We start from the raw sequence: 25,787 nt of genomic DNA, 5'->3' as shown, positions 1-25,787 counted from the left end.
TAAATTCAATTAAAGTTAATTAAATTAAGATAAAAAATTCATACTTACTTATTCCAAAATGTGAGATGACGCAATCGGTATTCATCAACACATTATAAATCTTCCTCTACTTGCTTTCCATAATTAAGCGGTAATCTTTGTGTAAATTATCGCAAAGTCTACGATCAGCCTATAATGAGCCACCCATTACATATTGACAAAACGTCCTGGATCGGAAATGCCATTTCAAAAATTGAATCGGATTACCAGCGTTCGGCGGATACACATTTGATTTTTTTGAAACTTCCTTCTTTTCCTGATATCGATTTTTATTTCAAAGACGAATCAACGCATCCTTCAGGAAGTTTGAAACACAGGTTGGCCAGATCGTTATTCTTATATGCAATTTGTAATGGCTGGGTGCATGAAGGGACCACCATTGTTGAAGCTTCAAGTGGATCCACGGCAGTTTCAGAAGCTTATTTTGCTAAACTTTTGGGGTTGCCTTTTGTGGCTGTTATGCCAAAATCAACAAGTCCCGATAAGATTCAGGCGATTGAATTTTATGGCGGAAGGTGTCATTTTATAAATCATCCTGCCGAAGTTTATGAGGTTTCAAGGCAAATAGCCCAGGAAACAAACGGTCATTTTATGGACCAGTTTACTTTCGCAGAACGGGCAACAGACTGGCGTGGAAATAATAATATTGCCGAGTCTATTTTCCGCCAGATGAAATACGAAAATCATCCGGTTCCAAAATGGATTGTAACCGGTGCAGGTACAGGAGGAACTTCTGCGACGCTAGGCCGATATGTGCGATATGAACAACATGCTACCAAAATCTGCGTTGTTGATCCGGAGAACTCGGTTTTTTTTGATTTCTGGAAAAATAACGATCCGGAAATTTGCAGTGAAATTGGATCAAGAGTAGAAGGTATAGGTCGTCCTCGCGTAGAACCCTCGTTTTTAAGAACCGTTGTGGATCATATGATTCAGGTGCCTGACGCTGGAAGTTTTGCTGCCATGTTAACACTGACTACTTTGCTAAACAAAAGAGTCGGGGGTTCATCAGGAACAAATTTCTGGGGCGTATTGGAATTGGCAAAAGAAATGAAATTAAAAGGAGAAGCCGGTTCAATTGTGACTTTAATTTGTGACTCAGGAGAGCGTTATATGAACACCTATTATAACGAGGAATGGCTTGAAATAAATGGGTATTCAAAAGAAGTTTCAAGGCATCAGCAAATAATCCATTCGATTTAGAACTTACGCTCTGTGTCCCTCTTATTTTCTCCGTGGTCCTCTGTGTAACCATAATCGGAAAGTAACAATAGTTAAAACAAACAAAGTGCACCAAAATTATTACTTCTTAAAAAAACTTGCTCCGCGCCTTAACCAGGAATTGGCCGGAAAAAAATTCATTGAAGCATTCAGCCAGGAAAAGGATGAGATTGTTTTGGTATTTGCCGAATCTGAAATTGAAGAAGTTTTACAAAAACCTTTTTTTATCAAAGCTACATTACGCTCTGACTTCGCTTGTCTGAGTTTTCCCGACAAGTTTGACCGCGCGCGAAGAAACAGTGTTAATTTATTCACTCATTTATACGACCGGCAAGTTGTTCATGTGCGGGTTTTTACTAATGAAAGGGCTATTGAAATTATTTTTAAAAATGGTGAGGTCCTTGTTTTAAAGCTATTTGGAAACCGTTCCAATCTTATTGCTTTTGATAAAGACGGATCTGTTAATCAGTTATTTAATAATAAACTAGCAACCGATTTAACGCTTTCGCTGGAAACACTGGATCGACCTATTGACCAGTCTTTTCAAGCTTTTGTAATTAATGATCTGAGCTTCGAACCTCTTTTCCCGACTTTTGGAAAGCTTGTGAATAAATATCTGAATGGTTTATTGCAGGAAATAACCCAGGCTGAAAAGCGTTGGGACATTGTTCATTCTGTATTAAAACAACTTAAAAACCCTGTTTTCTACATCACAAAAGTTGAGCTTGTTCCCGTACTTTCATTGCTGCCGGTTGGAGAAATCGTAGAAACTTACAGCGATCCAATTGAAGCTTTAAACGCATATTATTATGCGTTTATTCGTCTTACGGGTATTGAAAGGGAAAAGGCTGAGATTTTAAGAATCCTGAAAAAGCGTATTGCTCAAACTGAAAATTATCTTGACAACACGTTTAAGAAATTAGTCGAGCTGGAAGAAGGGACCAAGAATGATGAGATCGCCAATATCATTATGGCCAATCTTCATCTGATTCCTGAACGCGTAGACTCAGTGGAATTATATGATTTTTACCGTGACCAACCCATAAAAATACGTCTGAAAAAGGATCTTACGCCACAAAAAACAGCGGAAGGTTATTACCGGAAATCAAAAAACGAAAAGATTGAAATTGCCCGTTTGCACGACAGTCTGGATGCAAGAGAAAAAGAAAAAGAGAAAATGATAGGTTATGTTAAATCGATTGAAACCATCGAATTATTACGAGAGCTCAGGACATTTATCAAAGCCAACGGATTGAATGGCGGGAATACAGCTTCGGTTGAACAGGCTGATTTATTCAAAAAAATAGATTTTCTTGGTTATTCTATTTTGATCGGAAAAAATGCTAAAAACAATGATTTATTGACCAAACAGTATGCCCATAAAGAAGATTTGTGGCTCCATGCAAGAGACGTTACAGGATCTCACGTTGTAATAAAACATCAGTCTGGCAAGAAATTCCCTGCCCCTGTAATTGAAAGAGCAGCTCAACTGGCTGCCTGGCATTCCAAACGGCGGACGGATAGTTTATGTCCTGTTATTGTAACACCAAAAAAATACGTCCGTAAGCCTAAGGGACTTCCGGAAGGGGCGGTAGTGATTGATAAAGAGGACGTAATTATGGTCGTTCCGATAGGGGAATAGCATTTGATATTTTAGGTATCAAAGGGCTTTGATAAGTCTTTCGATATCACGAACTTCGTGTCAAAATTGTGAGAACAGGAATATTTAGTGCAGAATGCTTGAAAATCGTCGCTTTGTAATTATTGGCTTTTTTGCTTTAATAGGTTTTATTTACCTGTTTCGTTTATTTTATCTTCAAGTACTGGATGAAAGTTATTCCATAGAATCGTCCAGTAACTCCATCAAACGTGTAATTGAAGTTCCTTTCCGTGGTCAAATTTATGACCGAAACGGAAAACTGATTGTATATAATACCCCAGTTTATGATTTGCTGGTTACGCCTAACAAAGTAAAGGTGGATGATACTTTGCGTTTTTGCAGAGTGTTGGGTATTGAAAAACGCGAATTTGATAGTCTGATTATCGCAGCCGGTGCTTATTCGAGAAATAAGCCTTCCTTGTTTCTACGGCAATTATCCAAAGAAGATTTCGCATCTATCCAGGACATTATGGTGGATTATTCCGGTTTTGAATTTGCAAAAAGTTCGATGCGGACATACAAAGGCGCAACGTTAGCTAATACGTTAGGTTATGTAAGCGAGATTAGTAAAACACAGCTTGAGAAGCAGGAAGAGCCTTACTACCGTCAAAGTGATTACATCGGTCAAACGGGAATCGAAAAAATTTACGAAAACGTATTACGCGGGAAACGTGGTACCAAGTTTGTCATGCAAAATGTAAGCGGCGTTTACAAAGGTGCCTGGAAAAATGGCGAACTGGATACGATGGCTGTTGCCGGGGAAAATCTTTATTCAGGTATTGACATTGACATTCAGCAATACGCAGATAGTTTGATGGTTAATAAAGTGGGAAGTATTGTGGCAATCGAACCTAAAACGGGTCAGATTATTTCCATGGTTTCGGCTCCTACGTATGACCCAAACTTTTTGGCAACAAGGCATTTTTCCAAAAATTACACTGCGCTTTATAGAAATCCATACAAACCGTTATTTAATCGTCCGGTTATGGCGAGTTATCGGCCAGGTTCTACTTTTAAATTAATTCAGGCTTTAATTGGTTTACAAGAAGGCGTTATTACGCCGAATAGTGGTTTTACGCATGCAAATTGTCCGATTGGCTGTCACAATCACCCCGGCACGCCGACGGTTGCGCTAGGTGTAACACATTCCTGCAACCCGTATTTCTACAATGTTTTTCGCAGGATTATTTACAATAACAAGATTTCAAATACCTTCAAAGCTTCTGCCGCCGGGCTGGACGACTGGCATGATAAAATCAGTAAATTTGGTATAGGCCAGCAGTTGGGAATTGATTTACCAAGTGAACGAAAAGGGAATTTACCGGACAAAAAATATTACGATAAGATCTACGGAGAAAATCGCTGGAAGTTTTCAAATATTTATTCGTTGAGTATTGGTGAAGGAGAAATCCTGATCACGCCTTTAAAAATGGCAAACGTAGCTGCCATTATTGCAAACAGAGGTTATTATTACACGCCTCACGTGATCCACGGCGTTGGAGAAAGCAAAACGGTAAATCCTGATTTTATGGTGAGACATGAAACAGGCGTTGCTCCTCATAATTTTGAACCCGTGATTGAAGGAATGGTGGGCGCGGTAGAAGGCGGAACGGCCAGAAGATCAAAAGTGGAAGGGATTGAGATTGCCGGTAAAACGGGAACTTCCCAAAACAAAAGGGGGATGGACCATTCCATTTTTATTGCCTTCGCGCCTGTGAACGACCCGAAAATTGCGATTGCAGTTTTTGTTGAAAATGCAGGAGCGGGAGGTTCGGCAGCGGCACCAATTGCCAACCTTATCATTGAAAAATACCTGACAAGGAAAGTTACAAATAAGGGTTTGGAAGAAAGAATTATGAAAGCGGATTTTATGAAAAATGTAATTCTGCCTGCTCCGCCTAAGCCAGTTGTAAAAGATACAGTTAAAAGAAGACAAGGAATTCCGATGGCACCGATTGAAAAACCAATCCCATCAGAGATCAATTGGTTTAAGAAATTCTAATTCGGGTCAGTTCAATAATATTAATTCATCAATAGTATAAAAGTTAAGTAATGGAAGAGGGAAAACCCATAACCAAAAACGTCGATTGGATGGTCGTGCTGATCTATATCGCATGTCTTGGGATAGGATGGGTCAATATTTATGCCGCTGTTTACAATCCGGAAACACATAGCAGTATTTTCGATTTATCGAATAATGCCGGTAAGCAGCTCATGTGGATCGGTACTACTTTTATATTGATTATCTGCATTTTAGTCATTGATTATAAATTTTATGAGACGTTCTCATTTATCATTTATGCAATCGTAATATTTCTACTGGTCGTCGTTTTATTTGCAGGGTCCAATATTAACGGTTCTAGGTCCTGGATAAAATTTGGACCAATGTCCCTTCAACCGGCGCAGTTTGCTAACCTTGCTGTGAGTCTGGCGATAGCGAAATATTTAAGTGATCCCGCCATTAGTTTATCCAGAAAATTAAAAGATTATTATCCTATTTTGGGAATTATCGCTCTGCCATCGGTTCTGATTCTTTTGTCAAATGAAACAGGCTCGATGCTCGTTTTTGCGTCGTTTGCAATTATTCTTTATCGTGAGGGAATGCCTGGATTTATTCCGGCCATTGGTATTACTTCCGCAGCACTGCTGATTATTTCTTTGCTTTATAATTCCTGGTATATCTCCGGCGCTATCATTATAATTGCGGGAATTGTGATTTGGGCCATGCCCGTTATGACGCGTCGGCGAGGTGGACTTATGGCAACCGTCCTGATTGCATTTGTCATGATTTCCATCGTTTTTGGTGTAGATTTTTTTATGAATAATGTCTTGCAAAAACACCAGCGCGGACGGATTATGGTGCTTTTGGATCCGGATTCTGATCCTCGCGGAATTGGCTGGAATGTTATTCAATCCAAAATTGCAATTGGTTCAGGTGGCTTTACAGGAAAAGGATTTTTGCAGGGAACGCAAACAAAATTTGACTTTGTACCTGAACAAAGTACTGATTTTATTTTCTGTACAGTAGGCGAGGAGCACGGCTTCGTCGGAACTGCCGTAGTTGTCACGCTATTTATATTATTGATTTCCCGACTCGTTGTCCTGGCAGAACGACAGCGAAGCAGATTCGCTCGTGTATACGGCTATTGCGTAGCAGGAATTTTCTTTTTTCACTTCCTGGTGAATATCGGAATGACAATTGGATTAATGCCGGTTATCGGAATTCCATTGCCGTTTTTCAGTTACGGAGGATCGTCCCTTTGGTCGTTTTCTGTTTTGTTATTTATCTTTTTGAAGATAGATGCGCAGAGGCCATTTACGCTTTCTAGGGGTTAATTTTATTGAAGATCAGAAGTTTAAACCAATTTTTCGAATAATTCGGCAGTGGTAATCGTACGGTCAAAACCTAGCGTATTTAGATGGTTGACTAGTTTTTTATCTCCCGTCCATAGCCAACCATTTGTTTGTAAAGTCAAGGCTACATAATTAATGTCAAAGGCATCAACATCAATAGTTAAACGTTCAGCCTCTTTCCAATGCTGTTGTTCGATCAGTGTCTCGTTAAAAAACTCAATATGTCTCAATGCTGAATATAAAATATCCAAAACCTCATTTTGAGATCTTTTTGAATACTTTATAATTTGGGGTTGATGTTTAAACAACTCAATAAAAGCATAATAACAGCTTATTTTCTCAAATGGAGAAGAGGGGTGAGCAATTATTTGTCCTATCCGGCTGTCTGGTGCAATCACTGCACTAAACATAATATTCATGTCAATGATTACGATCATTTAATGAACAGGCTGCGGTTTTTTATCCACCATTCGTTATGAACATCACGTGCTACTTCGGTAGCTTGTTCTTCTGTTCCCTGATTTTTAGAAATAGATTCCATCAAATTAAGATAGTCCACAACTTTTTGAGTCGCTCTGATATCTGCCGGTGCTGTAACTCTAATAACCAAATCCTGATTTTGCTGTTCAATTATCATTTGTTATCCTTTTAAACAAATATAATAAACTTATGATCAACAGTCAACCTGTATATTGTGAGTTGATTAATGATGATATTCCTGCTTAATAAAAAAAATTAAGCCAACTTTCCGGCCGCCATTACCAGCAATATCCATCCAACAATCAGCAATAAACCCCCAATAGGCGCGGTTGCTCCAAATTTTGTTATGCCAGTAAAACAGATTGCGTATAACGATCCTGAAAATATAATTACTCCAAAAATGAAAGCGTGACCAGACCAGCCTAGTAATTTTACTGCATCTTCTCCTGCGCGCTGTAATAAGAGACCGATTAAAATCATGGCTAACGCATGGTAAAACTGGTATTTTACAGCCGTTTCAAATGTGTCCATTCTGCCGGAGGCTTCCAGCATTCCTTTTAATGCATGCGCGCCAAATGCGCCAAGTGCTACGGCTAATGCACCTAAAATACCGCCCGCCTGAATTATAAATTTCATATATACTGATCGTTTGAAAGTTTTCTTTTTCGTCATGATGACTTAGAGCAAAGTTAGGTTCGGGAAAAAGGGCAACCAACTCTTTGATGAAAATTTATTTTAACTTGCAGGCAGAATAGAAAATCCGGAAAAATAATGCCGGGAAAAGATTACAAAATGACAATAGAACGTTTTAGACAGCTTTGGACACACCGCTATTTTAAGTATTCACATATTCTTAAAGCCCACCTTTTGGCTTACCAGGCCTGGATTTATTTCAAAAAGAAAAAAGCCAAATTTGCACCGGGTCAGGAGTTGATTGCGATTGTAAGAACTGAACATTTTGGAGATATTGTGGCCGCTGAGCCTATAAGCAGATATGTCCGCTCGTTGCATCCCAATGCGTTTATTGTCTGGTTTGTTAAGCCTTCCTATCATGAATTGATTGATTTTAATCCATCGATTGATGAAACTTTCGGTGAGTTTTGTGTTACACAACGCAGGATTTTGTTTGAAAAAAACGTTTTTGATAAAGTCTATCCACTTCAATTCAGTAATAATAATCACTGTGCGAAATGTCAGGTTTTTCTTGACAATCCTATTGCTGATCGGAAGGGAATTAATGTACATACCTATTTCAACTTCGGCAATTTGCTGGAAGTTTTTGCTCAGACTGCTGATTTGATTAATAGCCGAACTCCATTTCCGGCCGACGATCAGCCAAGATTATATTTACAGGATCAACACAGGCAAAAGGCAGATTCTCTTCATTTGCCTGAAAATTTTATCGTTATCCATTGTCAATCCAACTATGCTCCAAAAGACTGGCCGGCAGCGCGTTGGGATCAGCTTGTACAGTGGCTTTCTGAAAATTATTCTTATCATATTGTTGAAATAGGACTTAAAAGTAATTTGACAACGAAGGAATCGTCTTACAGAAATTTATGCGGGCAGCTTTCTATTCTGGAAACCGCAGAAGTTATCAGAAGAGCTGATTTTTTTATTGGTCTTGATAGTGGGCCGTCACATTTGGCTAATGCCGGTGGAACAACAGGTATTATTTTGATGGGTTCTTTAGGCGCGTTTCCTTCCTATAATCCCTATTCAGGAAGTTACGGGCGGCAGGAAAATGCTTTTTTTGTTCGTCAGGAAGGGAAAATGTGTTCTGAGCTTTCCTGCGAATTCGTGAAGGAGAAGGTTGCTAATGCACTTGAAACTTCTGCTTTAACGAAAGGAGAATAATCCTCTCGTTAAAGCAGAATTAAATTATCTGGCGCCGAAAATTGCACTTCCAACTCTGACCAGCGTACTTCCTTCTTCGACGGCCAGCAAAAAATCTCCGCTCATTCCCATGGAAATCTCACGCATTTCTATGTTGGCTTTTTCATAAACTTTGAAAGAATCAAAAAGCGTTTTTAAATGACGGAATTCCAGTCGAACTTTTTCTTCGTCATCAGAATTTGAGGCCATACCCATCAGTCCGACAATCCGGATATTTGTAAGGGAAACCAAGTCACCGGATTCGAGAATTTCTTTCGCTTCTTCATCTGAAAGACCGAATTTGGTTTCTTCCTCGGCTATAAATATTTGAAGAAGGCAGTCAATAACCCGGTTGTTTTTTGCAGCCTCTTTGTTGATCTCTTTTAAAAGTTTGAAATTATCAACAGAGTGGATCATCGCAACATAGGGCGCCATGTATTTCACCTTGTTGGATTGAAGGTGCCCAATCATGTGCCATTCGATATCTTTGGGTAAAACTTCGTACTTTGCCGTCATTTCCTGAACTTTGTTCTCACCAAAACGACGGAAACCTGCCTGGTAAGTTTCTTCCAGAACCTCAACCGGTTTGGTTTTGGTCACAGCAATTAACCGTGCCTTTTGTTGTAACTGATCTTCAATTTGCTTGATGTTTTGGGCAATGTCAGGCATTATATGGATATGAAATTTTTGATAATGAATGATTTATACCGAATATTTGAAAGTTAGTTTTCACAAATCGGTCTTAACTTATTTCAAAATTGAAAAAAACATAGTTCTTTTACCAACTAATTAAAAAATTAACTCTCTATATGGACTATAATCAAGAACAAAAGCAAGATCGGAAAACTCTTCTATGGGCTGCTCTGGCCGTTTTAGCATTGCTTAATTTGGTACTTGTTTATTTTATCTATCACGAAAAACAGGAAAACAGGGTTAAAGACGATATTATTACTGCAAAAACCGAAGAGGTTTTGTTTACGAAAACAAAACTGGATTCTATTTCTGCTGAACTGGATACAAAAATTGCCGAGATACAGCAATTAGGTGGAAGTGTTGATTCTTTGATTGAATTGAAGAAACAACTTGAAAAAGATAAAGAAGAACTTAAAAACGTAAATAATTTCTCTGCGGCGAATTTTGATAAGAAGATAAAATCTTATGAAAATGTATTATCTCAAAAAGATACGGAAATCGCTAATCTGCGTGAGGAGCTCGGAATTGTAACAAGTAAAAATCAGGAACTAAGCCAGCAGGTAACTGGTCTCGAATCTGAAAAACAACAGTTGAATGATTCGGTTAACAATTATTCAGCTCAAAATCGTGAGTTGGCAGAAAAAGTCACTTTGGCTTCTGCACTTCGTACTGAGGAGCTTTCTATTCACGCTGTTTCTGCAAAAGGGAAAGAACGTGATGGTGATAAATTCAGAGCGAAACGTATTGATAAATTGAGAGTTAGCTTCAAGCTTGGTGAAAACGCAGTGGCCAAACAAAATGAAAAAGATATTTATCTTCGAATTCTTGATCCGGATGGAGCAGTGCTTTCGGATATGGCAACAGGCTCAGGCGCATTCAGCTTTAATGGCAAAGAAATGATTTACAGCTCGAAACAAACTGTAAACTTTACAAATAGCCGTCAGCAGGTTGATATTTTCTATGGTCGCGGTGGAATTCCGATGAAAGCTGGGAAATATGCAATCGAAGTATATAGTGAAGGATTCAAAATAGGACAGGGAGATTTTACTGTTAAATAATATATAACAGCTTAACTTTCTGATAAATACAAATAGGGCTTGGAATTCTCAATTCCAAGCCCTATTTTTGCACCCTCATTATGGATTCCTGTAATCCCGAATGAGAATTAAAATCAATTTATATTTAAATATTTGCCGTATGTCTAAGCAGTATGAAACGGTGTTCATTCTAACTCCCATCTTGTCTGAGGCTCAGATGAGGGACGCCGTTGAAAAATTCCGTACGCTTATCACTGAGAATGGTGGTACGCTTGTACACGAAGAAAACTGGGGATTGCGTAAGCTAGCCTACCCTATCCAAAAGAAAAACACAGGTTATTACAATGTGTTTGAGTATGCATCTGAAAGTGGAGCTGTTGTTGATGTTTTGGAAACAGAATTCCGTCGTGATGAACGCGTTATGCGTTTTTTAACAATTGCCCTTGACAAAGATTCTCTTGCTTACAACGAGAAAAAACGTAAAGGTCTGATTGGCAGAAAGAAGGAAGAAACAACTGAATCTAAAACCGAAGCATAAGCTATGTCACTCGTAAACGAACCGGTTGAAAAAAACATCAACCGCAAAAAATATTGCCGCTTTAAGAAAGCAGGCATCAAGTACATTGATTACAAGAATCCTGACTTTTTGTTGAAACTTGTAAATGAGCAGGGAAAGATCTTGCCACGTCGTCTTACAGGTACTAGCTTGAAATACCAGCGTAAAGTATCTCAGGCAATTAAAAGAGCACGTCACTTGGCTTTATTGCCATTTGTTGCTGATCAATTGAAATAAAATAGAAAGAGATACTAACAATGGAAATCATACTAATAACTGATATTGCCGGAGTAGGTTATAAGAACGACATCGTGAATGTAAAAGCGGGTTTCGGTCGTAACTACCTTATTCCGCAGGGTTTTGCCTTATTGGCTAATGACTCTAATCGTAAAATCGTTGCAGAAAACGTACGTCAGGCGTCTCACAAAGCTGAAAAGCTTAAGAAAGATGCAGAAGACATCGCAGCTGCAATCGGCGATTTGACAATTGACATTCGCACTGTTGTTGGAGAAAGCGGCCGTATTTTCGGACGTGTTACCAACACTCAGGTTGCAGACGTACTTAAATCAAAAGGTTTTGATATCGACCGTAAGAAAATTACTGTTGATGACGTAAAATCTGTTGGTACTTACTCAGCACTTATCGATCTACACAAAGAAGTGAAACACAAAGTAACTTTGAACGTAATCGCAGCAGAAGATTAATTATCAGTCTTCTTCGAAAAAAAAAAATGACAACCCGAAAGAGTTGTCATTTTTTTATTTGTCTGTTTTCAAAATCTGAAAGCCGACTGCCGAAAGCTGATGGCTATTACAATGCCGGAATTCTTAATACCTGACCTGGATAAATTTTATCCGGATGTGTCAACATTGGCTTATTCGCCTCAAAAATAATCGGATATTTCATCATATCTCCATAAACCGCTTTCGCGATCAGAGAAAGCGTATCTCCTTTTACAACTGTATGATAAGTAGCTTCCGGGGCTGGTGTAGCAACCTTCAGGCGGTTATCTACGATCTTAACTCCTTCCACATTACCAACTGCAAGAGCGATTTTTTCTGCGTCTTCCTGTTTGGCAACTTCACCTTCGATGGTTACAGTATCGGTTGAAGTTTTTACCGACAGGGAATTATATGCCAATCCAAGTTGCTTTACGTGAGCCAAAAGAGCACTGGCACGAAGTGGTTCTGTCTCCGGTGTTGGAGCTGCTGCTGCTTCCTTGTGGAAAATTTTTTCTCCTACTCCCTGAAAAAAAGACATTAGTCCCATGGTAATATTTGTTTTTTGTGTGTAAAAAAAGTTTAACTATTGAGTTCAAAGCTACTGTATTTTTGAAATACAACAACTCTCAGACGGAAAAATAGCAAAGACGTCACCTCATCGATAGAATTTATTTTATAAATTATTTAATGCGATAACAATGTTCAACTTTGTACTTTTGTATCTTACTAATAGGTACAAATATTATACCCGCTTTGCATGAATCGTAACGAGTCACTCCTTAGATTAAAAAATGAGCATTTTGATATTTGTATTATTGGAGCCGGCGCAAGTGGAGCAGGTTGTGCACTGGATGCTGTTTTGAGAGGTTATAAAGTTGCTTTAATTGACAGGAAGGATTTTGCTTCCGAAACATCTTCGCGCTCTACGAAACTGATTCATGGCGGCGTCCGCTATCTGGAACAAGCTTTCAAAAACCTTGATTTTGCCCAGTTGAAACAGGTTCGTCATGGACTTGAAGAAAGACATATTGTACTTAATAACGCACCTCACCTGGCAAGACCACTGGCTTTAATGACGCCGGTAAGTTCCTGGATTGAAGGGCTTTATTTTAGTATTGGATTGAGAATGTACGATTGGTTCGCTACAAATGATTCGCTGCCAAAAAGTAAATGGCTGAAAAAAGAGGAGGTCCTGACGAAAATTCCAACACTCAACAGAAGTAAATTACACAGTGCTGTCATGTATTATGATGGCCAGCTTGATGATGCACGTTATTGTCTGGCTCTTTCAACTTCTGCCTCGGAAGCAGGAGCTGCGGTCGCCAATTATATACAAGTTAACGGGTTTGAAAAAACTGCGGATGGGAAATTAACCGGCGTGAAGGTTCGGGATACCCAAACTGAGGAAGAGTTTACAATCAATACAAAAATTATAATCAACTGTACCGGGCCATTTTCTGATAAAATCAGGCATTTTGCAAATAGCTCTTTACCAAGTCGGATAAGACCAAGTAAAGGGGTTCACGTGGTACTTCCTTACGAAGTTTTGAATAGCGAACATGCCATGTTGATTCCGAAAACGCCGGATGGGCGCGTGGTTTTCGCTATTCCTTTTGAAGGCTCTATGTTGCTAGGAACAACGGACACGGATTCGGATGATGTTATAAATGAGTCAACTTTAAATAAAAAGGAAGTTGATTATCTGGTCAGTACTTTAAATCCTTATCTGGATAAAGCAATTGATATCTCGAAAATAAAAGCCGGTTACGGAGGTTTACGTCCGCTTCTTTCAGCCGATCCAAATAAGTCGACTAAAACATTATTAAGGGACCACGAAATTGAAATAGATTCTGTTTCAGGCCTTGTCAGTTTGTTAGGAGGAAAGTGGACGACATACCGTTTGATGGCAAAGGATACCATCGATCAGGCAGACATTATTTTTGAACAAAACAATGATTGCAAAACTGCAAATCATTTACTGACCGGTGGCGCGAATTTTGATTACAATTCTTGGAAATTTCTTGTTAAGGATTTTGGTTTGGCAGAAGATGTAAGCAAGCATCTGGTAAGTAAGTACGGTTCGAGAGCGAATGAAATTGGAAAACTTGTTACCGCCAACCCTGCGCTAAAAGAAAAACTGGACTCGAATTATCCTTACATCACAGCAGAGATAATTTACAGTGTAAGAAATGAAATGGCCATTACGCCACGGGATATTTTAGCTAGAAGAATCCGTATGGAAATTACGGATTGGCAGGCAACATTAAGGTGTTTGCCGGTGGTAGCGGACCTGATGGGTGAGGAGCTGAGTTGGAGTCGGATTCTTAAAGAAAAATATATTCAGGAATACAGCCAGGAAATAAAACAATTCATGGCCAATGCCGCAGGGACGGTGGTTGTATAACAGGCTGATTTAGTGAAATTCATAACATGTTTATAAAAGATTTATCCTGCATTTCAGCGCAACCAACTTATGAGGAGACTTTCTTTGAAGGAGAGCTCAAAGTAAATAGGGGAAACAGATATGTGGCTTTGGAGCCAGCCTATGGAAATTTAATTCCCGCAGGTTTGCTGAGAAGAATGGGAAAAGCGGTGCGCATTGGTGTTGGCGCGGGACTTCCGTTAATTCAAAAAAATCCTGATCTGGATGGTATTATTCTGGGAACTGCGAATGGTGGCCTGGATGATTGTCTTAAATTTCTGAATCAGATTGTTGACTATAACGAAGGAACTTTAACACCTACCAATTTTGTCCAGAGTACTCCCAATGCCGTGGCTGGAAACCTGGCGTTGATGAGTAAAAATACGGGTTATAATGCCACGCACGTCAATAAAGGTCTGGCTTTTGAAGGCGTTTTGATGGATGCTTTTCTACTTTTCGGGGAAGGAAAAGCGCAGTCTTTGCTGCTTGGAAGTATCGAGGAAATTTCTGATTACAACTATAATATAGACCAGCTTGCCGGATCCTGGAAAAAAGAAGAAACAACATCTGAAACGCTTTTAAACTCAGCTACAGCTGGAACGGTTTGCGGAGAAGCTGCTGTCATGTTTGTTGCAGAAGCTGAAAAATCGGATAATTCTATTGCGGAAATTGTTGACGTTGAGCAGATTAATTTTGCAGACGAAAAAAGGATTTCAGAGAAGCTTATCTATTTTTTAAAAAGAAATAAGATTGATTTGTCAGAAATTGACACGTTGATTTTGGGATATAACGGAGATAGCCGAAGTGATCATTGGTATAATTGGCTGCGTGAGACATTTTTTCCTGAAAGCACAGTCTATAATTACAAAAACCTGATCGGCGATTTTCCAACTGCTGTTGCCTTTGGGGTATGGATGGGCGCTCATATTTTAGCAGGCAAGAATATGCCCAATGAGACTTTGTTGACAAAAAATTCAGATCAGAAATCGAAGAAAATTCTGCTTTATAATCACCATAAAGGCGTACAGAATGGATTTATCTTGATGTCAGGTCTATAATGGATAAAAGAAAAATGCTTTCTAAAACAGAGATATCTGTGCCAGGAAGCATTTTTATATTTTATCTTTTGAAATAAATTATCACAAATTGATTTTGGGATTTTCCTTCATTTTAATTACTTTGGCCAGCGTTGGTAAAATGGTATCATGCTTTTTGACAAAAGGGTTTGATTGATCCCAGACGTAACCTGCTAATACAGAGCATATTTGCTTTTTAATATCTTCATTAACGCTTTGTGCAAAAACAATCGTTTGGAAATCGCCGCTGTACCAACCAGTAACGTAACTTCTGAAAACGTTAATTCCTCCCTGCACAACATCTTCATATTCCGTTTTCCAATCAACAGTTTCACCTTGTAAATGTTTGTGCGTCATTTTTGCAGAAAGAAGACCTGAAGCAGTGGCAAAAGTAACACCGGATGAAAATATAGGATCAAGGAATTCTGTGCTATTTCCTGACAACACAAATCCTTCGCCATGCATTTGTTTCACGCCGACCGAGTATCCAAGAATATGTTTTGGCTCCCATTTTAGCTCTGCATTTTTAAAACGGCCGTTCAGATCTTCAAATTCGCGGATGAAATTTTTATATTTTTCTCCGTCATTTTCAGCCATTTCTTCAATTTTTTCTCTGTTTCCAACTACACCAACCGAAGTTGAACCATCGGAAAATGGTATAGCCCAAATCCACGATTTGTTATCGTCAAAAGAGTGGACGAAGATATTATTACTAGCTTTTTCCGTACGGTTTTTATCTTCCAAATGAGAGAAAATGGCGCCGCGCGGAGAAAAAGCTGACGGTTTACTCAAATCAAAAAGTTTGGGTAAAACACGGCCGTATCCACTTGAATCAATGATAAATTTGGCTTCAATCGTAAACTTATTTCCATCAATATCCTTATAATCAACAATTTGTTTGTCTTTACTACATGTGACATTTAAAACTTCACACTCAAAATTTACATCAACACCTTTTGCCCTTGTTGCTTCGGCCAGTGTCATGTCAAAATCTGCCCGTTTTACCTGCCAGGTCCATGTCCAGCCTTTTGTAAATTGCTCCGAAAAGAAAAATTCACAACGATTTTCCCCACGCATAAATGCAGCTCCGGTCTTTTTCTGGAAATTTTTTGGAACAACGGCCTCCAATAATCCCGACTGGTCCAGATGTTCCATGCAGCATGGAAGCAGGCTTTCGCCAATTTGAAAACGGGGGAATTTTTCTTTTTCTAAAATAGTAACATCATATCCCTGTTTTTTTAAATATGATGCAGCAACAGTACCGGCAGGCCCGGCTCCGATAACCACTACATCAACCTTTGCATGATCACGCATCTTTGACTTTTTGAATAAGTTTATCTTTATCTACAAATGAAAAGCAGGTAACAAATGCACTGGCAGTCACGCCCAAAATGCCGTGCATGGCAATATTTTGGCCCGTTAAATGCAAATTCGGGATTCTTGTTTTTGTATTGATCTGAGTTCGGGTAGGAGAGGCGGAATTTTGTAAAACACCATATAGTGAGCCATCTTTATTCCCGATATAATCACGAAAAGTAAGCGGAGAAGTGCTATGGACCGACCGTATTTTCTCATCAATACCAGGGAAAAGCTGCCTTACCCTCACCATTATTTGTTCTTCCTTATGTTTTTTAAAGCGCAGATACGACTCGTCACGTTCACTCGGTTCCGATACTGTTCGCAAACTATGGCTCCATTCCTCAATCTCCTCACTTTTCATGTAAGTCATGATCGACATGGATTCTGCATATTTTTCGTTTTTTGAAATGAATGGTGTGCAAACAAAATAAGTCTGCGGCCATGTTTCCTGATCATATTCGATACCACTCCAGACATCCTCATTATGATGCTGGTAAATATTGTAATTCAGATATTCAAAAGAATTTTCCTGGAAAGTAAGGTGTACAATAAAGGTTGAAATGCTGTTTCTCAGCGAACGAATCCGGTTTCTATAAACCGGAAGAAACCGGTTTTCTCCAAAAATATCAATGGTAACAGCCGGATGTATGTTAGAAATAAATTCTTTCCCTCTAAAAATTTCTCCGTTTTCAGTAACTACTCCGGTAATTTGTCCCGCATCATTATACTGCGCACCAACAACTTTTTTTCTTTTTAAGATCTCTCCTCCAAAGCTTCTGATTCCACGGCTCAGCTGGATCGCTATTTGAGAGCCACCGTTTATAAATTTGTAAGATCCTGATAAGTAACTATTTAGTATAAGTGCGTGAACATAAAAAGGAGTCATTTCCTTTACACCTGCATACAGCAGATTTGTACCTGCCAACACATTTCTCAATCTCTCATTCGTAGTAAGTGAGGAAATATAATCATAGGCATTGAGCTCCATCATGTCACTGTCCATCTGGTAATTTGGCCCCGTGGCGGTCAAATTATACAATGGAAATTTGGCGCAGGTTTCTTTTATTTTGGCACAATAGGTTTCAATTACATCTTTTTCGTCCGGAAAATATCCAAACATGTTTTTCTTGAACTGATCATATCCTTGTCCATAAAAATATTCGGATCCATCATCAAAACGAATGACATCAAACTTTTCTTCATCCATTCGTTTGAGCTTCATTTTATCCAGAATACCGAAATATTTGAAAAACTGATAAAGATTTTCTCCTTTATCCAGACTTCCCACATAATGAACGCCCGTATCAAAGATGGTTTTGTCCCGGCTGTATACCTGAAGAAGGCCGCCGATTTGATGGTTTTTTTCAAGAACAATCACGCTATGGCCTTCCGAAGCCAGAATGTATGCACACACCAACCCTCCTAATCCACTGCCAACGATTACAAAATCATACTCCTTTTCAGACGCTTGCTGCATGTAAATGATGGTTTCAAATATATTATCCAGCCGGAAAAGCCGGCAAGATTTATAAATATTTTGTTATTTCTTCTTTTTTTGATTGAACGGCTAGATCCGACAAATCATAATTGATGAAAATTATTCTGTCTCAGATGTTTGTGGTTGCTTTCTCAGGATAATCAATACGTTGGAGGTGTTTTTTGAATGTTCCTGCATTTCAAAATTCAGGTAATTTTTTTCTGCAAATATTCTTATATCAGAGGAGGAGAAAAAGTGAAATTCGCTATCTTTTTTATTAAAAGAAAACAGGCCAGTTGATAATGCTTCGGTTCTTTCTGTGTTTTTATGTTTTTCTTTCAGATCTGTAATGCCGTCGCGGATAAATAAAATTCCACCGGGATTCAGCGCGGTTGCACAACGGTTTAGGATTATCTGCTGATTTTCTTCTGAAAGATAATGAAGTATATCATTTAAAAATATTATATCCTGTTTTGCCATATCAGTAGCCATAATATTCTCAAATCTGAATTGCAGATTTTCGGTTTTATTATAACTATTCCGGGCAATTAAAATTTTGTCTTCATCATAATCAACACCTGTTATTAACCGGTGTTCGTTTTTATAATGAAGATAAAACGAAAGATAACCGTAACCGCAGCCGACATCCAGAATGTTTTTCCGGTCTCCAATTAATTCGTTGTAGTACGTATAATTTTTCGCTTCCAGATTCCATTTTGTTTTGAAATACCATTCCAGAACCGGGCCTTTGAAAACGTAGTTTGTGAAAATTTTATGTTTGAGATAGCTGGTATCTTCCATTTCATCCTTATACAACTCAAATTCTGATTTGAAATGAGCCGAGATATTTTTGGTCTTATCACGAAGACTTTCTCCCCATTTCGGGTCACTATAAGTTAATCGCGGCAAAACCCGCACATTCAAAGCACCGGGACGAATCAGAAAATCACCTTTTGGCAAAACATCAGAAGCACCATGAATTAGTATCGGCTGGATATCAAGATTTAATTCCTGAGCCAGGTGAAATGCGCCTTTATGAAACCGGCCAATTTTCCCGTCTTCCGAACGCGTGCCTTCCGGAAAAACAAGAATGGAATAACCTTCTTCAATCAGTTTTCTCATCCGGGCAATGTTTTCTTCCGGACCTGCTTCTGTGTAGATATAACCTGCAAAACGAATGATCGGTCCGAAAAATGGCGAGTTATAAACCCAGCCTTTTACCATCATGACGATCTTAGGGTTGATCATAATGGCCAGTAAAATGTCCAGAAAAGAAGTGTGATTGGCTATGTAAATGACTGGTTTTGAGATATCCATATGCTCTGTGCCGGAGAAATTTTTCTTTACATGCGGACCGGAATAAATAACAGTTTTAGCAAAAAACGCCAGTGAATTATTGATCATCCGTTTTTTTCTGAGTTTGGAAATCGGAAGCAGAATGATGAGTACAAGTTTGGAATGAAGAAACAGACAGCCCGAAAGAAAGTAAGTAAAACTGGTAATACTCAGAATAAAAGGGAGCATAGTTACCGGGGCTTTTTTTCGTTTAATTCGGTTTTCAACAAAGAAATTAAATACGACAGGCTGAACAATGAAGGACACAAAAAGTATGCAGACAATACCCAAAACACTGATCAGTGCAATAGAATGAATGGCCGGATGTTGTGCAAAAATTAAAACACCTGTTCCGACAATGGTTGTGAACGCAGAAAGTACAATCGCGGATTGGTAGGAGCGAAGAGTATCTTTTCCGTATTTATATTTGCTTAAAAGTCCTTCTGTTACAAAAATGCTGAAATCATCACCCAGACCAAAGATGAAAGTAGTGATGACAACATTGACGAAATTGAATTTTATTCCCAGTAAAGCTGCAATTCCCAAAATCCATATCCAGCTGATTACCATAGGCATAAATGACAAAATCGTCAATTCAAACCGGCCATATACAATCAGTAAAGTCAGGAAAACAATGGAGGCAGAAATGATCAGGATATAATTGAAGTCATCTTTTACCATCGTCAGCAGTTCCGCGGCCAGTTCGCCACGGTCGAAAATTTCAACACCTTGGATTCTTCTTAATTCTGTTTTTACAGTTGATAATTGATTCTGATTGGCGACAATCGTTGTAATGAGCGTCGTTTTTCCGGGATTGCTTTCGATCAGATTATTCAAACCTAGCTCTGAAAACAATTCTTTTTCATCAACGGGGTTTTCGTTTTCTCTGGAAACCCAGGTTTTAAAATTATCAAAAGCAGCGCCGTTGAATCCGTTTTGTGAAGCGGACTGATCGATTGCTGAAAAAGTCTTCGCCTTTTTCTCACCATTCCAAAAGTTGGTCCAACGCGTTTGCCGCTCCTTTTTTAATTTTTCAGGAATAAGAAATGAGCCGGAAGACACGAATCCGTTAATTTTTTTATTTGCTTTAAGCGCCGTCAGTTTTTGAAAAACCTGATAATTTAATTCCTCCGCCTTTTCTTTGTTTTTATCCATTGAAAAAACATAAATCCTCTTCTCATTTTCAGGATTTATTCCGGTAAGTAGTTGCTCTTTTTCTTTCAGATCGGCACTATGAATACTAAGATTTTCAAAGCTGCTGTCGAATTCTGTGAATTGCGAATAGTACAGAAAAACAACAGTTAAAATCGCGACCAAAAACAGAATACCAGACCGGAATTTTGCGGGAATCTTCGGGAAATTGAAAAATTTGATTTCGCCCGGAATATTTTTATAATCAAAATTAAAGGCCTGTAAAATAACCGGTAGGCCGATTAAAGTAAAAAAAGCCGCGCCGGACAAACTCAAAGAAGCGAATAATCCAAAGTCCTGCAAAACGACAGAGTTAGCAAAATGAAGCGCACTAAAAGCAAGAATGGTTGTTAAACTTCCGGTCAAAAGTGGCACACTAACTTCTTTAACAGCAATTTTTACTGATCCGGTATGCCGGAGATGGGTGAAAAAATGGAAGGAATAATCCAGCAAAATCCCAAACAAAACTGCGCCGGTTGCCAGCGAAATTCCTGAAATTTCCGGTCTGAAAAAACCAATGATTCCCAGCGCAAAAACGCCTCCGAAAATAGCCGGAAGGACGATATAAAATGGAATCAGAATTTTCCGGTAATACAAAATCATGATCAGTAAAATCGCTGATAATGCGATGATCATCGTCGTATAGGAATCATGTTTTACTTGAATGGCATTCTGCGCGGCAATTTCAAAAGTACCGAAATAAGAGAACTGATTGTCAGGATGTTGTTTGCCCCAACTGGCTTTGAAAGTCTCAACGCGATTGTACAATTCAATATTTTTGGCAGAATTTCCCGAATCGTAATTTGTTCCGGCCATGACTATGATCTGTTTTCTGTCTTTTGAAAACATCAAACCATCGTCAACTGTCATGCCGTTTGAATTGTTGATAGCATTTAGGTCACGAAAATATTTGCCGGAAACTCCCAGCGGATCATTTAATATAAACTGACGAAGAAATGTTCCACCCGGCGCCAGGAGTTGTTTGTAAGAATTTGATACGGAGATCTTGATAGAATCTACCTTTGTTTTATTTGCAATATGCTGATAATAAGAAGAATCGATGAGTTCAGGGAAACGCGCAAAGGTATAATCATAAACATCCTGCTGAATGTTCGGCCGCACAGCCTGAATGTTTTTGATATATTCTTTTGTATTTTTTTCAAGGTCGCTGGCGAAATTCTCTGCAAGCGTTTTGGCATCTTCGGTATCGGTTTCTTCCTTAATATTGATAGAAAAAACAATCTGATTAATAATGCTTTTATTTTCAACAAGTCTGTTGAATTCCTCAAATGTTTTGCCTTTGGGTAAGGTAGAAAAAATGCTTTCGGTAATCTTTAACCGTGATATTCCAAAACCAAGTACAGCAATAATGGCGAGCAGCGAGAGAAAGAAAGCGGTTTTATTGCGGGAAAGGAGGGTATTTAGTCTAAGTAATAAATCTCCAATCATGGATTTGAACGTGAGTTTGGGGTAAATTTATACAAATGTACATGTCCTGACTAAATATTGATGTCCTTGCCGGTAAATTGCGTTTCTTGTCAAAACCACAAAAAAAGATTTATTTTACATGGGTTTTAATTACAGTAACTATAAATGAATAGTATTTCATTAGCTCAGATCGAGCAATATGCCATTGATAAGAAAGAATTTTTACTAGCTGAAGACGCACTCAACAACGTTTCAAAGTCATTCGATTTCTTAACTGAATTTTCAAAAGATAAAATCATATACGGTATCAATACCGGTTTTGGGCCAATGGCGCAGTACCGGATTGACACGGATAAATTAAATCATTTGCAGTATAATCTCATCCGCAGCCATTCCAGTGGAATCGGCAAACCGCTGGATGAAACGTATGCGCGAAGCGTGATGGTTGCCCGTCTGAATTCGTTTTTACAGGGAAATTCGGGGATTAGCAGCGGCGTTATACAGCAATTGGTACTGTTTTTAAATAAAGGAATTGTTCCTGAAATTTTTGAACACGGCAGCGTCGGCGCCAGCGGTGACCTTGTTCAGCTTTCTCATTTAGGGTTAAATCTGATCGGTGAAGGTTATGTTTATGAAAATGGCGTTCGTCAGAAAACGGCGGATGTTTTGGCAAAACATGGCATTGCTCCACTGAAAATGGAACTTCGTGATGGTTTGGGATTAATTAACGGAACTTCCTGCATGACAGGAATCGCCGCTGTTAATTTGATTTATGCCCAGCGTCTTGTTCAATGGGCAATCGCCGCTTCATCCATGATCAATGAAATTATGGAAGCATTTGATGATTCGTTTTCAAAGGAATTAAATGCTGTAAAACATCATAAGGGACAGCAATATGTTGCGTCTCAAATGCGTGATTTCCTTGCCGGCAGCGAAATGATCCGCAGCCGTGAGGAATTGTTTAAAGATGATACTGCGCTGACAACCAGGGAATTTGAACGGAAAATTCAGGAGTATTATTCAATCCGTTGTGTGCCGCAAATTATCGGACCGATTGTTGATACGATCAATTACGCACAGGAAGTAGTTGAAAATGAATTAAATTCTACAAATGATAATCCGATTGTAAGACCGGATGAAAATAATGTTTTCCATGGAGGAAATTTCCATGGAGATTACATTTCGCTGGAAATGGATAAGGTCAAAATTGTGCTGACCAAACTTTCCATGCTGATGGAACGCCAGCTTAACTTTTTGATGAACAGCAAGTTGAACGGTAAATTCCCGCCTTTCCTGAATGCAGGAACCTGGGGATTGAATTTCGGTTTTCAGGGAATTCAGTTTACTGCGACGTCAACAACGGCTGAAAGTCAGGCGCTGTCTACTTCGGTTTACATCCATAGTATTCCAAATAATAATGATAATCAGGACATTGTGAGCATGGGTACAAATAGTGCTGTGCTTGCCAAGCAGGTTCTTGAAAATTCTTATCAGGTGATGTCAATCCATATTATGGCGATTTGCCAGGCGATTGATTTGCTTGAACCGGAAGAAAAAGAAAGATTGTCATCAAAAACAAAATCAATTTACGCACAGATACGAACGAAAGCGTCATTCATTAAGGAAGATGTTCCGCCGGCAGAAAGCATCGCTGATGTGTATCAATTAATTAAGGAAACCCCGTTTACGATATGAATTGCGCACTTGTAACAGGAGCATCCAGAGGATTGGGAAGAGCGATAGCGGTGCAATTGGCTAAGGATCACGAACTTTTTATTCTGGTAAATTACTCAACAAACCAGGAAGCAGCAGAAGAAACGTTAACGGAAATCAAGGCGCATGGAGGAAACGGCGAACTTTTACAGTTCAACGTACAGACCAAAACCGAAGTGGACGAAGCTTTAAACGGCTGGAAAGAAGCAAATCCTGATAATTTTATCAGCGTTTTGGTTAATAATGCAGGAATTACGCGTGACGGATTATTTATGTGGATGCCTGAAAAAGATTGGGACGATGTGCTAAATACCTCAACCAAAGGACTTTTCAATGTAACGCAGAATGTAATCCAGCAGATGCTTCGTAAAAGAACGGGCCGGATTATCAATATCGCTTCGGTTTCGGGATTAAAAGGAGTAGCAGGACAAACCAATTATTCGGCGGCGAAAGGTGCTATGATTGCTTCAACAAAAGCGCTGGCCCAGGAAGTTGCCAAAAGAAAAATTACGGTCAATGCAGTGGCGCCGGGTTTCATCACCAGCGACATGACAAAAGACCTAAATGAAGACGAATTGAAACAAATGATCCCGATGAATCGTTTTGGGAAAGCGGAAGAAGTTGCGCACCTCGTAAGTTTTCTCGCTTCGGAAAAAGCTTCTTACATCACGGGAGAAGTAATTAACATCAACGGAGGAATTTATTCATAATGAACCACAGAGTCGTTATCACCGGAATTGGCATTTATTCCTGTCTGGGAGAAAATCTTGGAGAGGTTACCAAATCACTATATGCCGGAAAAAGTGGTATTATTTTTGACCAGGAACGTAAAGATTTCGGTTTTCGATCTGCCCTTACCGGTATGGTTAAGGAGCCTGATTTGAAACCATTTTTGTCGAGAAGACAGCGTTTGGGCATGCATCAGCCTGCTATGTACGCCTATATGTCGACGAAGGAAGCAATGGAAATGTCTGGTCTGGACATAGATTTTCTTGACACAACAGAAACCGGAATTATTTTTGGAAATGACAGTACGGCTGCATCGGTTGTAGAAGCTTTCGACAAAGCAAGAGAAAAATTTGATACTACGTTGATCGGAAGCGGTGCTATTTTTCAGAATATGAATAGCACGGTGAATATGAATCTTTCAACTATTTTCAAGCTGAAAGGAATTAATTTTACTTTAAGTGCAGCTTGTGCTTCCGGTTCTCATTCTATTGGAATGGGATATATTATGATTAAACAGGGTTTGCAGGATAGAATTATTTGTGGTGGCGCACAGGAAATCAATATGGCTGCCATGTGCAGCTTTGATGGTTTGGGTACTTTTTCTGTCCACGAATCTGATCCTGCCAAAGCATCCCGTCCATTCGACAAAGATAGAGACGGACTTGTTCCCAGCGGCGGCGCTGCAACGGTTATTCTGGAATCCTATGAAGCTGCTGTAAAACGCGGAGCACCGATTCTTGGTGAAGTTGTCGGTTACGGTTTTTCTTCAAATGGTGATCATATTTCAAATCCAAGCATGAAGGGGCAGGTCAGATCGCTGGAAATGGCTTTAACTAATGCCGGTCTTTCGGTTAGCGAAATCGATTATATCAATGCCCATGCGACTTCAACGCCGGTTGGTGACAGTAGTGAGGCAAACGCGATTTATGAAGTTTTTGGTGGTAATGTTCCTGTGAGTTCAACCAAATCCATGACTGGACATGAATGCTGGATGGCTGGCGCGAGCGAGATCGTTTATTCACTTTTGATGATGAAGGATGGCTTTGTGGCACCGAATATCAATTTTGAAAACCCGGACGAGGAATCTGCTAAAATTAATATTATCGCACAAACCAAAGAACAGAATATAGATTGTTTTCTATCTAACTCTTTTGGTTTTGGTGGTACAAATTCTACATTGATTATTAAAAAAATTTAACCAAGAGCTTTAATTTGGCTGTTTAATTCCGGTAAGATTTCCGGATTGTGGGTAAAGTGTGCGATTGTCAAAGAATAAGATCATTTGCAATTGTTACTGACCGGTTAACATTTTCAAACCAAATTTTGACATTTTTGTGCTTATAAAGCTGTTGCCTAACGTTTTAAAGCACGAAAAATTATAGGCTGTGTGAAATTTATAAGAATTTAACAGATTATATGT

22 protein-coding genes are annotated in these 25,787 nt (G+C 39.0%); 14 read left to right on the top strand and 8 right to left on the bottom strand.

Annotation, left to right across the window (positions count from 1 at the left end):
• Positions 1-174: 174 nt before the first annotated feature.
• From IEE83_RS19515 to rodA, 4 genes are all read left to right on the top strand, one after another.
• A complete protein-coding gene (locus IEE83_RS19515) occupies positions 175-1,242 on the top strand; it encodes a PLP-dependent cysteine synthase family protein (protein ID WP_194122184.1) in 1,068 nt (355 codons plus the stop codon).
• Positions 1,243-1,327: 85 nt separating this feature from the next.
• Positions 1,328-2,902 (top strand): NFACT RNA binding domain-containing protein, encoded by a 1,575-nt coding sequence (locus IEE83_RS19510; protein ID WP_194122183.1) that lies wholly within the window; start codon positions 1,328-1,330, stop codon positions 2,900-2,902.
• A gap of 94 nt (positions 2,903-2,996) precedes the next feature.
• Positions 2,997-4,922, top strand: coding sequence for a penicillin-binding protein 2 (gene mrdA, locus IEE83_RS19505; RefSeq protein ID WP_194122182.1), 1,926 nt, complete (start codon positions 2,997-2,999; stop codon positions 4,920-4,922).
• A gap of 50 nt (positions 4,923-4,972) precedes the next feature.
• On the top strand, positions 4,973-6,256 hold the full coding sequence (rodA, locus tag IEE83_RS19500) for a rod shape-determining protein RodA (RefSeq protein WP_194122181.1): 1,284 nt from the start codon (positions 4,973-4,975) through the stop codon (positions 6,254-6,256).
• A 20-nt stretch (positions 6,257-6,276) separates the two neighbouring features.
• Here rodA and IEE83_RS19495 read toward each other — a convergent pair whose 3' ends face one another.
• From IEE83_RS19495 to IEE83_RS19485, 3 genes are all read right to left on the bottom strand, one after another.
• Positions 6,277-6,711, bottom strand: coding sequence for a PIN domain-containing protein (locus IEE83_RS19495; protein WP_194122180.1), 435 nt, complete (start codon positions 6,709-6,711; stop codon positions 6,277-6,279).
• The gene (locus tag IEE83_RS19490; RefSeq protein WP_194122179.1) at positions 6,708-6,911 is read right to left on the bottom strand and encodes a hypothetical protein; all 204 of its coding nucleotides are present in this window, start codon (positions 6,909-6,911) and stop codon (positions 6,708-6,710) included. The genes IEE83_RS19495 and IEE83_RS19490 overlap by 4 nt, the downstream gene beginning before the upstream one ends.
• A 98-nt stretch (positions 6,912-7,009) precedes the next feature.
• A complete protein-coding gene (locus IEE83_RS19485) occupies positions 7,010-7,390 on the bottom strand; it encodes a DUF423 domain-containing protein (protein WP_194122178.1) in 381 nt (126 codons plus the stop codon).
• A gap of 156 nt (positions 7,391-7,546) precedes the next feature.
• Between IEE83_RS19485 and IEE83_RS19480 the strand changes: the two genes are divergently transcribed.
• Entirely contained in the window at positions 7,547-8,611 is a 1,065-nt protein-coding gene (locus IEE83_RS19480) for a glycosyltransferase family 9 protein (RefSeq protein ID WP_194122177.1), read from the top strand.
• Between the two features lie 24 nt (positions 8,612-8,635).
• On the opposite strand, the gene IEE83_RS19475 is transcribed toward IEE83_RS19480, so the two are convergent.
• Positions 8,636-9,298 (bottom strand): YggS family pyridoxal phosphate-dependent enzyme, encoded by a 663-nt coding sequence (locus IEE83_RS19475; protein WP_194122176.1) that lies wholly within the window; start codon positions 9,296-9,298, stop codon positions 8,636-8,638.
• Positions 9,299-9,438: 140 nt separating this feature from the next.
• Here IEE83_RS19475 and IEE83_RS19470 point away from each other — a divergent pair, with 140 nt between their 5' ends.
• The 4 genes from IEE83_RS19470 to rplI all read left to right on the top strand — a co-directional run bounded on the left by IEE83_RS19470 (position 9,439) and on the right by rplI (position 11,619).
• Positions 9,439-10,380, top strand: a complete 942-nt coding sequence (locus tag IEE83_RS19470) for a DUF8428 domain-containing protein (RefSeq protein ID WP_194122175.1) — start codon at positions 9,439-9,441, stop codon at positions 10,378-10,380.
• Between the two features lie 139 nt (positions 10,381-10,519).
• Positions 10,520-10,897 (top strand): 30S ribosomal protein S6, encoded by a 378-nt coding sequence (gene rpsF, locus IEE83_RS19465; RefSeq protein WP_194122174.1) that lies wholly within the window; start codon positions 10,520-10,522, stop codon positions 10,895-10,897.
• Positions 10,898-10,900: 3 nt separating this feature from the next.
• Positions 10,901-11,152, top strand: coding sequence for a 30S ribosomal protein S18 (gene rpsR / locus IEE83_RS19460; RefSeq protein ID WP_015811483.1), 252 nt, complete (start codon positions 10,901-10,903; stop codon positions 11,150-11,152).
• 20 nt (positions 11,153-11,172) lie between these two features.
• On the top strand, positions 11,173-11,619 hold the full coding sequence (rplI, locus tag IEE83_RS19455) for a 50S ribosomal protein L9 (RefSeq protein ID WP_194122173.1): 447 nt from the start codon (positions 11,173-11,175) through the stop codon (positions 11,617-11,619).
• Positions 11,620-11,725: 106 nt separating this feature from the next.
• On the opposite strand, the gene lysM is transcribed toward rplI, so the two are convergent.
• Positions 11,726-12,184, bottom strand: a complete 459-nt coding sequence (lysM, locus tag IEE83_RS19450) for a peptidoglycan-binding protein LysM (protein ID WP_194122172.1) — start codon at positions 12,182-12,184, stop codon at positions 11,726-11,728.
• A gap of 210 nt (positions 12,185-12,394) precedes the next feature.
• Here lysM and IEE83_RS19445 point away from each other — a divergent pair, with 210 nt between their 5' ends.
• Both IEE83_RS19445 and IEE83_RS19440 read left to right on the top strand, forming a co-directional pair.
• Complete coding sequence (locus IEE83_RS19445; RefSeq protein WP_194122171.1) at positions 12,395-14,041, top strand: glycerol-3-phosphate dehydrogenase/oxidase; 1,647 nt, start codon at positions 12,395-12,397, stop codon at positions 14,039-14,041.
• Between the two features lie 26 nt (positions 14,042-14,067).
• Positions 14,068-15,117: a beta-ketoacyl synthase chain length factor gene (locus IEE83_RS19440; protein ID WP_194122170.1), complete on the top strand. Its 1,050-nt coding sequence runs from the start codon at positions 14,068-14,070 to the stop codon at positions 15,115-15,117.
• Positions 15,118-15,198: 81 nt separating this feature from the next.
• On the opposite strand, the gene IEE83_RS19435 is transcribed toward IEE83_RS19440, so the two are convergent.
• From IEE83_RS19435 to IEE83_RS19425, 3 genes are all read right to left on the bottom strand, one after another.
• Positions 15,199-16,449 carry an NAD(P)/FAD-dependent oxidoreductase gene (locus IEE83_RS19435; protein ID WP_194122169.1) on the bottom strand — a complete coding sequence of 417 codons (1,251 nt, stop codon included), beginning with the start codon at positions 16,447-16,449 and terminating at the stop codon, positions 15,199-15,201.
• A complete protein-coding gene (locus tag IEE83_RS19430) occupies positions 16,442-17,971 on the bottom strand; it encodes a phytoene desaturase family protein (RefSeq protein WP_194122168.1) in 1,530 nt (509 codons plus the stop codon). The genes IEE83_RS19435 and IEE83_RS19430 overlap by 8 nt, the downstream gene beginning before the upstream one ends.
• 120 nt (positions 17,972-18,091) lie before the next feature.
• Complete coding sequence (locus IEE83_RS19425) at positions 18,092-21,946, bottom strand: trifunctional MMPL family transporter/lysophospholipid acyltransferase/class I SAM-dependent methyltransferase (protein ID WP_194122167.1); 3,855 nt, start codon at positions 21,944-21,946, stop codon at positions 18,092-18,094.
• Positions 21,947-22,090: 144 nt separating this feature from the next.
• Between IEE83_RS19425 and flxA the strand changes: the two genes are divergently transcribed.
• The 3 genes from flxA to IEE83_RS19410 are packed head-to-tail and all read left to right on the top strand — an operon-like array spanning position 22,091 to position 25,565.
• The gene (gene flxA / locus IEE83_RS19420) at positions 22,091-23,620 is read left to right on the top strand and encodes a flexirubin biosynthesis tyrosine ammonia-lyase FlxA (RefSeq protein WP_194122166.1); all 1,530 of its coding nucleotides are present in this window, start codon (positions 22,091-22,093) and stop codon (positions 23,618-23,620) included.
• The gene (flxB, locus tag IEE83_RS19415) at positions 23,617-24,348 is read left to right on the top strand and encodes a flexirubin biosynthesis SDR family reductase FlxB (RefSeq protein WP_194122165.1); all 732 of its coding nucleotides are present in this window, start codon (positions 23,617-23,619) and stop codon (positions 24,346-24,348) included. The genes flxA and flxB overlap by 4 nt, the downstream gene beginning before the upstream one ends.
• Positions 24,348-25,565: a beta-ketoacyl-[acyl-carrier-protein] synthase family protein gene (locus IEE83_RS19410; protein WP_194122164.1), complete on the top strand. Its 1,218-nt coding sequence runs from the start codon at positions 24,348-24,350 to the stop codon at positions 25,563-25,565. The genes flxB and IEE83_RS19410 overlap by 1 nt, the downstream gene beginning before the upstream one ends.
• Positions 25,566-25,787: the final 222 nt, after the last annotated feature.

The organism is Dyadobacter subterraneus (genome assembly GCF_015221875.1).
Classification (GTDB): Bacteria; Bacteroidota; Bacteroidia; order Cytophagales; family Spirosomataceae; genus Dyadobacter; species Dyadobacter subterraneus.
The sequence above is the reverse complement of the archived record's forward strand: the minus strand, read 5'-3'. Positions and strand labels throughout refer to the sequence as shown.

What these genes read in the sequence shown, in the direction of transcription:
- IEE83_RS19515 (WP_194122184.1), top strand. Translation starts at nt 175, where the DNA reads ATGAGCCACCCATTACATATTGACAAAACGTCCTGGATCGGAAATGCC.
- mrdA (WP_194122182.1), top strand. Translation starts at nt 2,997, where the DNA reads ATGCTTGAAAATCGTCGCTTTGTAATTATTGGCTTTTTTGCTTTAATA.
- rodA (WP_194122181.1), top strand. Translation starts at nt 4,973, where the DNA reads ATGGAAGAGGGAAAACCCATAACCAAAAACGTCGATTGGATGGTCGTG.
- IEE83_RS19495 (WP_194122180.1), bottom strand. Translation starts at nt 6,711, where the DNA reads ATGATCGTAATCATTGACATGAATATTATGTTTAGTGCAGTGATTGCA.
- IEE83_RS19490 (WP_194122179.1), bottom strand. Translation starts at nt 6,911, where the DNA reads ATGATAATTGAACAGCAAAATCAGGATTTGGTTATTAGAGTTACAGCA.
- IEE83_RS19485 (WP_194122178.1), bottom strand. Translation starts at nt 7,390, where the DNA reads ATGAAATTTATAATTCAGGCGGGCGGTATTTTAGGTGCATTAGCCGTA.
- IEE83_RS19480 (WP_194122177.1), top strand. Translation starts at nt 7,547, where the DNA reads ATGACAATAGAACGTTTTAGACAGCTTTGGACACACCGCTATTTTAAG.
- IEE83_RS19475 (WP_194122176.1), bottom strand. Translation starts at nt 9,298, where the DNA reads ATGCCTGACATTGCCCAAAACATCAAGCAAATTGAAGATCAGTTACAA.
- IEE83_RS19470 (WP_194122175.1), top strand. Translation starts at nt 9,439, where the DNA reads ATGGACTATAATCAAGAACAAAAGCAAGATCGGAAAACTCTTCTATGG.
- rpsF (WP_194122174.1), top strand. Translation starts at nt 10,520, where the DNA reads ATGTCTAAGCAGTATGAAACGGTGTTCATTCTAACTCCCATCTTGTCT.
- rpsR (WP_015811483.1), top strand. Translation starts at nt 10,901, where the DNA reads ATGTCACTCGTAAACGAACCGGTTGAAAAAAACATCAACCGCAAAAAA.
- rplI (WP_194122173.1), top strand. Translation starts at nt 11,173, where the DNA reads ATGGAAATCATACTAATAACTGATATTGCCGGAGTAGGTTATAAGAAC.
- lysM (WP_194122172.1), bottom strand. Translation starts at nt 12,184, where the DNA reads ATGGGACTAATGTCTTTTTTTCAGGGAGTAGGAGAAAAAATTTTCCAC.
- IEE83_RS19445 (WP_194122171.1), top strand. Translation starts at nt 12,395, where the DNA reads ATGAATCGTAACGAGTCACTCCTTAGATTAAAAAATGAGCATTTTGAT.
- IEE83_RS19440 (WP_194122170.1), top strand. Translation starts at nt 14,068, where the DNA reads ATGTTTATAAAAGATTTATCCTGCATTTCAGCGCAACCAACTTATGAG.
- IEE83_RS19435 (WP_194122169.1), bottom strand. Translation starts at nt 16,449, where the DNA reads ATGCGTGATCATGCAAAGGTTGATGTAGTGGTTATCGGAGCCGGGCCT.
- IEE83_RS19430 (WP_194122168.1), bottom strand. Translation starts at nt 17,971, where the DNA reads ATGCAGCAAGCGTCTGAAAAGGAGTATGATTTTGTAATCGTTGGCAGT.
- IEE83_RS19425 (WP_194122167.1), bottom strand. Translation starts at nt 21,946, where the DNA reads ATGATTGGAGATTTATTACTTAGACTAAATACCCTCCTTTCCCGCAAT.
- flxA (WP_194122166.1), top strand. Translation starts at nt 22,091, where the DNA reads ATGAATAGTATTTCATTAGCTCAGATCGAGCAATATGCCATTGATAAG.
- flxB (WP_194122165.1), top strand. Translation starts at nt 23,617, where the DNA reads ATGAATTGCGCACTTGTAACAGGAGCATCCAGAGGATTGGGAAGAGCG.
- IEE83_RS19410 (WP_194122164.1), top strand. Translation starts at nt 24,348, where the DNA reads ATGAACCACAGAGTCGTTATCACCGGAATTGGCATTTATTCCTGTCTG.